The organism is uncultured Clostridium sp. (assembly GCF_900547735.1).
Classification (GTDB): domain Bacteria; phylum Bacillota; class Clostridia; order Lachnospirales; family Lachnospiraceae; genus Otoolea.
The window spans coordinates 68,517-77,914 of sequence record NZ_URHZ01000018.1 but is presented as its reverse complement, the minus strand read 5'-3'; the positions used below and the strand labels follow the sequence as shown (position 1 = coordinate 77,914).

Annotated in this window: 7 protein-coding genes and 1 other annotated feature; of the genes, 4 read left to right on the top strand and 3 right to left on the bottom strand. The window is 49.6% G+C overall.

Features of this window, described 5'->3' with window-relative positions:
- Positions 1-818: 818 nt before the first annotated feature.
- Complete coding sequence (locus QZT18_RS08095; protein WP_294146402.1) at positions 819-1,817, bottom strand: ABC transporter substrate-binding protein; 999 nt, start codon at positions 1,815-1,817, stop codon at positions 819-821.
- Between the two features lie 216 nt (positions 1,818-2,033).
- Here QZT18_RS08095 and QZT18_RS08090 point away from each other — a divergent pair, with 216 nt between their 5' ends.
- Both QZT18_RS08090 and QZT18_RS08085 read left to right on the top strand, forming a co-directional pair.
- Positions 2,034-2,849 carry a Cof-type HAD-IIB family hydrolase gene (locus QZT18_RS08090; protein ID WP_366925821.1) on the top strand — a complete coding sequence of 272 codons (816 nt, stop codon included), beginning with the start codon at positions 2,034-2,036 and terminating at the stop codon, positions 2,847-2,849.
- Positions 2,850-3,011: 162 nt separating this feature from the next.
- Positions 3,012-3,341 (top strand): YerC/YecD family TrpR-related protein, encoded by a 330-nt coding sequence (locus QZT18_RS08085; RefSeq protein ID WP_125143359.1) that lies wholly within the window; start codon positions 3,012-3,014, stop codon positions 3,339-3,341.
- 202 nt (positions 3,342-3,543) lie between these two features.
- On the opposite strand, the gene QZT18_RS08080 is transcribed toward QZT18_RS08085, so the two are convergent.
- Entirely contained in the window at positions 3,544-4,524 is a 981-nt protein-coding gene (locus QZT18_RS08080) for a bile acid:sodium symporter family protein (protein WP_294146399.1), read from the bottom strand.
- Positions 4,525-4,653: 129 nt separating this feature from the next.
- Positions 4,654-4,894 (bottom strand) — a binding site (T-box leader).
- Between the two features lie 103 nt (positions 4,895-4,997).
- Complete coding sequence (locus QZT18_RS08075) at positions 4,998-5,606, bottom strand: DUF1836 domain-containing protein (protein ID WP_294146397.1); 609 nt, start codon at positions 5,604-5,606, stop codon at positions 4,998-5,000.
- A gap of 516 nt (positions 5,607-6,122) precedes the next feature.
- Here QZT18_RS08075 and QZT18_RS08070 point away from each other — a divergent pair.
- Together QZT18_RS08070 and QZT18_RS08065 are read left to right on the top strand one after the other, a co-directional pair.
- Positions 6,123-7,520 (top strand): sodium:solute symporter, encoded by a 1,398-nt coding sequence (locus QZT18_RS08070; RefSeq protein ID WP_294146395.1) that lies wholly within the window; start codon positions 6,123-6,125, stop codon positions 7,518-7,520.
- A 73-nt stretch (positions 7,521-7,593) separates the two neighbouring features.
- Positions 7,594-9,396 (top strand): FAD-binding protein, encoded by a 1,803-nt coding sequence (locus tag QZT18_RS08065; protein ID WP_294146393.1) that lies wholly within the window; start codon positions 7,594-7,596, stop codon positions 9,394-9,396.
- Positions 9,397-9,398: the final 2 nt, after the last annotated feature.

Below are 9,398 nucleotides of genomic sequence, written 5' to 3'. Positions count from 1 at the left end.
CAAGTGCCGATGGACTCCAACGTCCCCTCCGGAGATTTTTTCTTCCTCCTTCCCCTCCCGGAAGGTTATGGCCGGGACTGAAGAAGCGTAGGTTTTCGCCCATCCCGTCCGCCGGGCCTGCCGCCGCTGAGAGTCCTCTTTTTCTAAGGACCGGGGTATTGTCGCGGCCGCTGCGTACCGGCGGAATGAGTATACTTTGGTGTCATTTTACTTATATATTTAATAAATTATCGATAAAAAGCCGGTGTCACAGCATGATAGGGCGATGAAATGTTATAATTCATCCTATTATGTTGTGTCACCGGCTTTTTTCAATTTAATTCCGTCACCAGCATGCTGCAGTACCGCCGGAAATACGGAGTGTTCAGGAGAAAAACTTCAAAAACGGAAAAGCAAAAAGCAAAACAGCTTAAAAGCGCATAAACCCAGGAACTATCGGGCCATTTATCGATACATAGTGGCAGCGACAATACCTCTTCCTTTTTGAAAAAGAGGACAGTCAGCGGCGGAAGGCCGGGGCAGCGGGATGGGCGAAAACCTACGCGTCTTCAGTCCCGGCCATAACGTCCCGGTGGGGGAGGAGGAAGGAAAAATCTCCGCAGGGGACGTTGGAGTCCATCGGTACTTGGGCGGCGTTTTTCAGGCGCCCTAGTATCCGTTATGCGCTCCATCAGCGGAAGCGGTCCCCGTAGGAGATTTCTTTCTTCCGGATTCCCCACCTTCACCAACAATCTCCGCCCGGGACTGAAGACTCATCACCCCCGCTCCCCATCCCGTCCCACCCCCGAGCCGTCCCGCCCGCGTCCTCATTTTTCAACCTACTTTCCTGCTTCTTCCGAGAACGTCGTAGTTACAAGATCCTCATAAGGAACCCTCTCATTCAGTTCTCCGGCCTCTTCCAGGATATTTTCCAGAAGTTCGAAGCTCTCTTTTTCAAACACGGTATCATTTTTCCACGTATCCTGCTCTTTATAACGCTCAATGATAGTCGCGATGGTATCGGTGTCCGTCTCTTTAAACTGAGGTTTGATTGTCTCAGCAATCTCTTCTGCGGAATGTGTGTTTACATATTCGAGACCGCGCTGGATTGCGTTGGTGAATTTCTGGATGATTTCCGGATTTTTCTCCAGATAGCTCTTCTTTACACAGTAAGCGGTGTAAGGAACATAGCCGGAATCCACGCCGAGGGAGGCCACAACGGTTCCGTTGCCCTCTTTTTCAAGGCCCGTGGCGAATGGTTCGAACTCGACGGTGTAATCGGCATCATTGCTGGTAAAGGCAGCGGCAGTCAGACCGAAATTGATGCTCTGGTCGATGGTCAGATCGGTTTTTGGATCAATGCCGTTCTTTTTCAGAATGTATTCGAAAATCATCTCCGGCATTCCGCCTGCGCGGCCGCCTAATACTTTTTTGCCTTTCAGATCCTGCCAGGAGAAGTTTTCCTGCGGAGCGCGGGCAACGAGAAAGTTTCCGGCGCGCTGGGTCAACTGGGCGAAGTTGACGGCATAGTCTTCGGAACCTTCCTGGTAGACGTAAACACTGGCCTCAGAGCCCATGAAACCGATGTCGGCATCCCCTGAAATCAGGGCGGTCATAACTTTGTCGGCACCGGCGCCGTTGACAAGGGTAAGATCAATGCCCTCGTCTTTAAAATACCCCAGTTCGATGGCAGCATACTGAGGAGCATAGAAGATGGAGTGGGCCACTTCATTTAATGTAACCGGAGTAAGAGCATCAGATGCCCCTCCACCCTGACAGCCGGAAAGGGCGGCTGCAGTCATGGCGGCTGTCAGGAAAACAGAAATAAATTTTTTCATAAAACTCTCCCGTAGATTTTGTCTATATTATCTAAGATATTGGAAAAACTGCAGGTTGGTGCCTGTTTCATTGAAAGGAATTATCCGGATATTTTTACGGGCCGTACATCCGTTATAATTATTTAATTGTATTTTATCGCTACTTCCTATATAATAACGGCTGGGGAATAGGAAAGACTGGTATTAGGCCGGTGTGCAGAATGTACAGGAGCAGAGATGCAGATGGAAAATTATGAGATTATCGTTCTGGATTTGGATGGAACGCTGACAAACCGTGATAAAGTGATTACTCCAAAGACAAAGAAAGCCCTGATGGAACTTCAGGAGAGGGGGAAAAAGATCGTGCTTGCCTCCGGACGTCCGACGGACGGGGTAATGCCCCTTGCGCGGGAACTGAAACTGGAAGAGTACGGAAGCTATATTCTCTCGTTTAACGGCGGTATGATAACGAACTGCCGGACCGGAGAGGTGGTATTCAGCCGTCTGCTTCCGGTGGAGGCCAATGCAAAAATTATCGGTCTGGCCGAGGATGAGAGGGTGACGGTGCTCACCTATGACGGACATACCCTGATTACCAATGATGCGGAGAGTCCCTATTCGAAGCTGGAAAACAAGATTAACAATATGGAAGTCCGTCAGATTGACGATTTGAAGTCCTATGTAACGTACCCTGTACCAAAGTTTTTAATGATGGACGACGGGGATTACCTTGCTATGGTAGAGCCCAGGGTGAAGGCGGCAATGGGAAAGAACTTCAGTATTTACCGTTCCGAACCGTTCTTCCTTGAGATACTTCCGAGAGGAATCGATAAGGCCCAGTCCCTGGCCAGGCTGCTGGAAATCCTCGGGCTTCAGAAAGAGCAGATGATTGCCTGCGGAGACGGTTATAATGATCTGACGATGATCAAATTTGCCGGTCTCGGCGTAGCCATGGAGAACGCGGTGCTCCCGGTGAGAAAGGCCGCGGACTACATTACATTATCCAACAATGATGACGGGATTGCCCATGTTGTGGAAAAATTCATGCTGTAAAACGGCTTGGAATCGGTTTCCTGTCAGAATATTCTCCGAGGTTGTGAAAACTTTGCAAAAAGAAGTGGAAAAAATATGGACTTTACAACTTTAGTATGCTAAAATTGTAAGGAGCTGGTGGTTTACGGAAAGCAAAAATATATAATGAAGAGGTGCTTTTACATGAATAAAAAACTCAAGACAGAGGCGGTTGACCATTTGTTTCAGGCGATTCTGACCCTTAAGAGCACGGAAGAGTGCTACAGCTTTTTTGAGGATGTCTGCACAGTCAACGAGCTGTTGTCCTTCTCACAGCGCTATGAGGTTGCCAAGATGCTGAGAGAGAAAAGAACGTATCTGGAGATTGCCGATAAGACGGGAGCGTCCACCGCGACAATCAGCCGCGTTAACCGCTCATTGAACTATGGTAACGACGGGTACGACATGGTATTTAAACGCCTGGAAGATCAGGCAGGGGATGAGGAGAAAGAGGCGGCAAAGGCTGCTGAATGACATAAAAACAGGACAGATTTTAAAGAAGAGCCGGAGATTTTCCGGCTCTTCTTTATATCATGGGATAGTGCTCCTACGATATAAAAAGCCATCCTGGCAGGATGCGCACTCGCGCGAAGATGTAATATGCCGCTATGCGGCCGCGCTCGGCGCGAGAATCCCGCTCGCGGCATATGTAAATCAAGTTACTGCGTATATTATGTTACTGCGGATTCGTCATTGCGGCCGAACCTGCCTTTTTTTCTGCCTTTTCCGCCGTACGGGCATAGAAGTTAGCGAGCACCGCGCCGGAGATGTTGTGCCATACGCTGAATACGGCGCCCGGGATGGTAGCTAACGGATACTGGGCAAAATGAGTGGCGGCGAGGGAGGTTGCCAGGCCTGAGTTCTGCATGCCGACCTCGATTGAAATAGCGCGGCATTTGCTCTCGTCCAGTTTTAAAACCTTTCCGATGGAGAATCCCAGCAGATATCCGATCACATTGTGGCAGATAACTACTGCGACAATCAGAAGTCCGCTTGTCAGAATCTTAGCTGAATTGGCGGAAACAACGGCGGCGACAATGGCCACGATGGCGGTTGTGGAAATCAGAGGCAGCACCTCCACGATCTTCTGTGTAACGGCAGAGAAGAAGTGGTTGATAATAAAACCGGCGGCAATCGGTACGATAACGACCTTGACGATAGATAAAAACATGCTGGCCATGTTGACGTCGACTCTGGCGCCCGCGTAAACGTAGGTGAGAAGCGGGGTGAGAAAAGGAGCCAGCACGGTGGAAACGGCCGTCATGCCAACGGACAGGGCCACATCGCCTTTGGAGAGGTAGGTCATGACATTGGAGGAAGTGCCGCCCGGGCAGGTTCCCACCAGGATCACGCCGATGGCCAGTTCCGGCGGAAGGTTAAATACCTTAGTCAGCCCGAATGCCAGAAGCGGCATCACGGTGAACTGGGCGATACATCCTATAATAACATCCTTGGGGCGGGAGAAAACGACCTTAAAGTCTCCCGGTTTCAGGGTAAGGCCCATCCCGAACATAACAATGCCGAGGAGGGTATTGACGTAGGAAGTTTTGATGAAACTAACGCTCTGGGGTACAAACAGGGCGAGGGCAGCGACGGCGATGACAATGACGGCCATATTCTGTCCGAAGAAATTACTCAGCTTTTTCAATGTGTTCATAATAAAAAAATCCCCTTTCGATTTTGTGTGTATTCCGCGGAGGTTTATTGCTTTACTGGATATAAAAACAACGAAAAGCACGCTTCGCGAATTTTTCATTGCCACTCAATAAAAAAACCTCTGTCTCTGTTAAGAGACAAAGGTTATATTCCCTCTGCGGTACCACTCTTATTGCCGTAAAACGGCCCCTTAGCCACATCTGACAATGTGTAACAGGATAACGGCTGTTGACCGTTCAGTCTTACTGGGAGAACTGTTCAGGCTGAAAGCTCAGAGGTGATTTTCTTCCGGATTTCCTGCTGACTCGCACCTGCCGTCAGCTCTCTGAAAGGATGTACAGCGGAATACTTTTCCTCGTCATGGCTTGTTGTTGCTTGTTTCTAGTGATTCTACTGCGCTGAAGTGGAAATGTCAATAGTCAGATTTATCTTATTTAAAAAATGAATTGACCTTTATTGTCCTACGGCAGTGTCTTATTTTTTCTTCTTGGGAGGATTCTCCTGCCTCAACTGTTCCGCTAAAAGCTCTATCATCTGCTTTTTCAGGTAGACGTCAAAAGCCAGTTCACAGATAAAAGAAAAGAGGCGCAGGTATTCCTGGTCATCCCCCTCGGCGTCCGGAAATGTCTCGGAAGCCGCCTGGAATTTGGCCATCACGTCCTCTTTCAGCCGCTTGCGCTGCTCCCGTTCCAGGGAAAATATCTCCGTGTAAAGCTCTGCCAGTTCGGGATTGGAGCCCTGGGAGAAATGGTTCTCGCTGATTGGGGAGAAGAGCTGTTCAATATCGTTAAAAGAAAGTACATTCTTGAAGTAGTAGATAAAAATCAGCAGCAAAATATGGTTCTTCGAATACTTTTTCTTCTCCGGGGGAGGAAGCAGGTTGTTCTTTGCATAGTTGTTGATCATGGTCTTTGTCAGGATCTTGTCCTCACCGAACCGCTTGCAGCCCGACAGATGGCTGTCCATGAAAGTGGTAACCTGGTCCATATATAAATCAATAGCGGGAATGTCGGACGGGTTGATCCTGGTCATACTGTCCAGATACGCCATCAGATCCTGCAGACGTTCTTCGTTCGTTTTCATAAAATTCACCTCATGTCTTATTATATAGTATTGAATACTAGATGACAAGGGGGAAAAGCATTTATTTGAAGCTCCGGTCCTCGGAGTGAACGGTAACCAGGGAAGAATACCGCAATTATAAAGCTTTTGAACTGCAATTATGCAAAAATAAGAAGATTTACGACATTTTATCTAAAATAACCGCAGATTATGGGTAAAAATGTCTTGACAAAACTATACGCGTACAGTACAATGCAGATATAAGAAAACTGTACGCGTATAGTTTCTTCGGAAAAAGCTCTGCATTGGCCGTGCAGAAAGGATTTATGAGGCTTTTTCCGAAGAGGGGGAGGCGGATATCTGTCCGGAAAATTATAAGCCGCCGCCCGGTAGGAAAGGAGGAAGTAACTGCCCTGGCCGGTTTGGCCTGCCGATTTACAATTTCTATCTATTACGATTTTATTTATTCCAATGTGAATCAATAAGGCTTGTCCCTGAACGGATAAGCGCGGTTTTAAATGGAGGGGAAGGTAACGTATGAATACGACCATTTTGATTGTAGTCCTTGCGATCTATCTGCTTGCCATGCTCGGTATTGGACTGGTAGGTAAAAAAAAGTATGGCGGTAACTTTGATTCTCTGATTTCAGCGGGCAGGAGCGCGGGCGTCCTTATGTTTGCCGGCGGCGCAATCGGTGCCCACATAGGAAACGGCTTCGTTGTAGGGGGTACTGCAGACGCCGCTTCGGTTGGTCTTTCAGGTATGTGGTATGGAATGTGCTGTGCCATATCCTACATATTTTGTGCATTTTTCTTAAACAAGCGTGTATACCGGGCGGGGCATATCTCGCTTCCCGAATTTCTGCGCGCCAGATACAACGACAAGTTCACGTCCGTCATGTTCAGCCTTGTGGCAACGGTCGGTCTGGTGGGAAATATCGGTGTACAGATTCTGGCAGGTAAGGCGCTGTTTATTTCCATGGGGTTAAACGGCAACCTGGGAGCAGTTGTAATCACACTGGTGGTTCTTGCCTACTCCGCGCTGTCGGGTCTGTGGGCAGCCATGGCGACCTCGGTCGTACAGATAGGGGTTATTACCGTCGGCCTGATTCTTACCACGGTGACACTGTTTACAAGAGGCGGATTTTCCGTCATTACCGAGGCTGTGGCAAGCGGAGCATTGCCCGATACGTTTTTTAATCCCTTACCACAGGGAGGATTTACCTCGGTTATGCTGATGCTGGTTCCCATTACCATGGCCGTTATGGCGGATCAGTGCACGGTCCAGCGTATCGTTGCATGTAAGAGTGAAAGCACGGCAATGAAGGGATGGATTCTTTCCATCATTATGATCGTTCCGCTGGCTTTAATGCCTACGTTTATCGGAATGTACGGCGCGGCCGTCTATGGCGCCTCAGGCACCAGCAGCTTTTTCACCGTAATTTTGAACGGTCTCCATCCGGTGATTGCGGCGGTTATGGTGGCGGCGGTCCTGGCGGCCATAATGTCCACGGTAGATGCTTTCTTCGTGGCCATCAGCACCGTTATCCTGAACGATTTGTACCGCGGCATGATTAATCCCAAGGCGTCGGAAAAGACCCTGACAATGGGCAATTATGTCATTACCGCTCTGGTGGCGGGCGTCGGCCTGACCATCGCACTGCTGGCAAACAATATCGTCAGCCTGCTGGTTTCCTGTTGTGCGTTTGTGGCTGCCGGATCCTTTGCACCGTTTATGGGCGGTCTGCTGTGGAAGGGCGGAACCCGTACAGGCGCTATTGTCTCTTCGGTTACGGGCATCGCGTTTATGACGCTGAGCCTGACCGGCATTCTGCCTCTGCCCATGGGCGAGGTTTCACCTACTGCAATTTCCCTGGTTGTCTATATTATTGTCAGCCTTGCGACAGGGCAGAAGGAAGGGGCGGCCGCCAAGTAACGGGACCCCGCGTTTTAGTAAAATAATGTATGGATTTTTATAATGAAATTAAAATCATAAGGGAGGAATTCTCATGGCTGAGAAGCGATTTAAAACAGATGTACTGGTTGTCGGCGGCGGACTTGCAGGGTGCTTTGCCGCAGTTACCGCACGGGAAGCGGGGGCGGAAGTAATCCTTGCCGAGAAGAATTACTGCGGAAAAAGCGGTAACAGTAACTTTGCCCGCGATATGATGCTCTTCAAGGAAGAGTGGGGCGATGACATCCAGGAATGGCGGGATCAGTTCATCGGTATCGGCGAGTATATTGTCAATCAGGACTGGGTGGAAATCTTACTGAAGGAATCGTACGACCGTTACCGTGATTTGGTGAGCTGGGGTGTCCCGTTTTATTTAAAGGAGGAAGGCACCAAAGGAATGCCGGGAGAAGATCATCCATATGGTAATGCCGTTATGTCCGATGACGTAGGCCTGCCGGGTCCGGAGGAAGAGCCTTTCCGCTACCGCCACCAGAGAACGAAATACCGCAAGGCTACCGCAATCATCAAGTTCGGCACACGTGAGAAAATGATGATCTGCCGCAAAAAGGTAGAGAGCAGCGGAGCAACTATCCTGGACCGCCTGATGCTCACCGATCTGATCAAAAAAGACGGCAGAGTCGTGGGAGCGTCGGGATTCAATACGCAGACCGGAGATTTTTACGCCATTGAAGCCAAGGCGGTTATCATCTGCTCCGGCGGACTTACCTTCCGTCCCGCATATTATGGCGTTCATCACAACGCAGGAGAAGGAACGACCATGAGCTACCGTGCAGGAGCCGAAGTGACCGGTATGGAGTTCGGCAGCGGCATCTGGGTTACAAAAGACTGTGACAGCGTCTGTATCGACGGTCCGGTGGCCGAACTGGGACTGACCCACGATGCCATCACCAACGGTCTGGGTGAGGAATTCCTGGATTCCACCGCCCATCTGCCTACCAACATCCACTGGGCGATTGAGGAACATAAGGGCAAGGGACCGTTGTACCACGAGGCATATGGATACGACAGGAATGAGTATAAAGAAGCCATTGATAAATATAACCAGACCGCGGAAGGCCCTTGGATTACGATGATGGACAGAGCGGGCATCGACATCTTTAACGACAGATTTGAGCAGTATATGGACTTTATCGGCAACCTCTGGCCGGGCGGCGTGAAGATTAACCTCGGATGTGAGACAAATGTTCCCGGTCTCTATGCGGCGGGTGACGCCTCGGGCAATGATTTTACAGGGCCTACCTACGGCACACTCGGCAGCGGTATGTGTAATGCAGCCGTAACCGGCCACAGGGCAGGTGAGAGCGCTGCAAAATATGTGAAAGAAGCCGATATGCCGGAGGTTCCTGAGGAGACGATTTCCAGTTTGAAACAGGCTACCATGGCGCCGCTGGAGCGCAAATGCGGGTTCAAGACGGAGCATGTGCTGCAGAGAATCCAGCAGACGCTGTTCCCCTATGAGGTCCGCCTGGTTATGCATGAGAAACGCCTGAATGCGGCTCTTACCATGATCGAATTCTTTGAACATCACTTCCTGCCGAAGACGTTTGCAAAGGATTTCCACGATTTGAGGAATTACCATGAGGTGAGGAGTATGCTGACGGGAGCCGAGCTGATGCTTAAGACGGCCATGTTCAGAAAAGAGTCCAGAGCCTGGTTCTTCCGGGAGGATTATCCCAGACGCGATGATGAGAACTGGTTAAAGTGGGTAATTGCAAAGATCAATGAGCAGGGTGAAATGGAGTTAACCACAGAGGATGTTCCTGAAAAGTGGCAGGGAGATCGGTCTCTGCCGTATGAGGAAAGATATATGCTGCAGTATGGATATGAGGAGGAGTAAGA

Coding starts and splice junctions, on each gene's coding strand:
- QZT18_RS08095 (WP_294146402.1), bottom strand. CDS start 1,817: ATGAAAAAATTTATTTCTGTTTTCCTGACAGCCGCCATGACTGCAGCC.
- QZT18_RS08090 (WP_366925821.1), top strand. CDS start 2,034: ATGCAGATGGAAAATTATGAGATTATCGTTCTGGATTTGGATGGAACG.
- QZT18_RS08085 (WP_125143359.1), top strand. CDS start 3,012: ATGAATAAAAAACTCAAGACAGAGGCGGTTGACCATTTGTTTCAGGCG.
- QZT18_RS08080 (WP_294146399.1), bottom strand. CDS start 4,524: ATGAACACATTGAAAAAGCTGAGTAATTTCTTCGGACAGAATATGGCC.
- QZT18_RS08075 (WP_294146397.1), bottom strand. CDS start 5,606: ATGAAAACGAACGAAGAACGTCTGCAGGATCTGATGGCGTATCTGGAC.
- QZT18_RS08070 (WP_294146395.1), top strand. CDS start 6,123: ATGAATACGACCATTTTGATTGTAGTCCTTGCGATCTATCTGCTTGCC.
- QZT18_RS08065 (WP_294146393.1), top strand. CDS start 7,594: ATGGCTGAGAAGCGATTTAAAACAGATGTACTGGTTGTCGGCGGCGGA.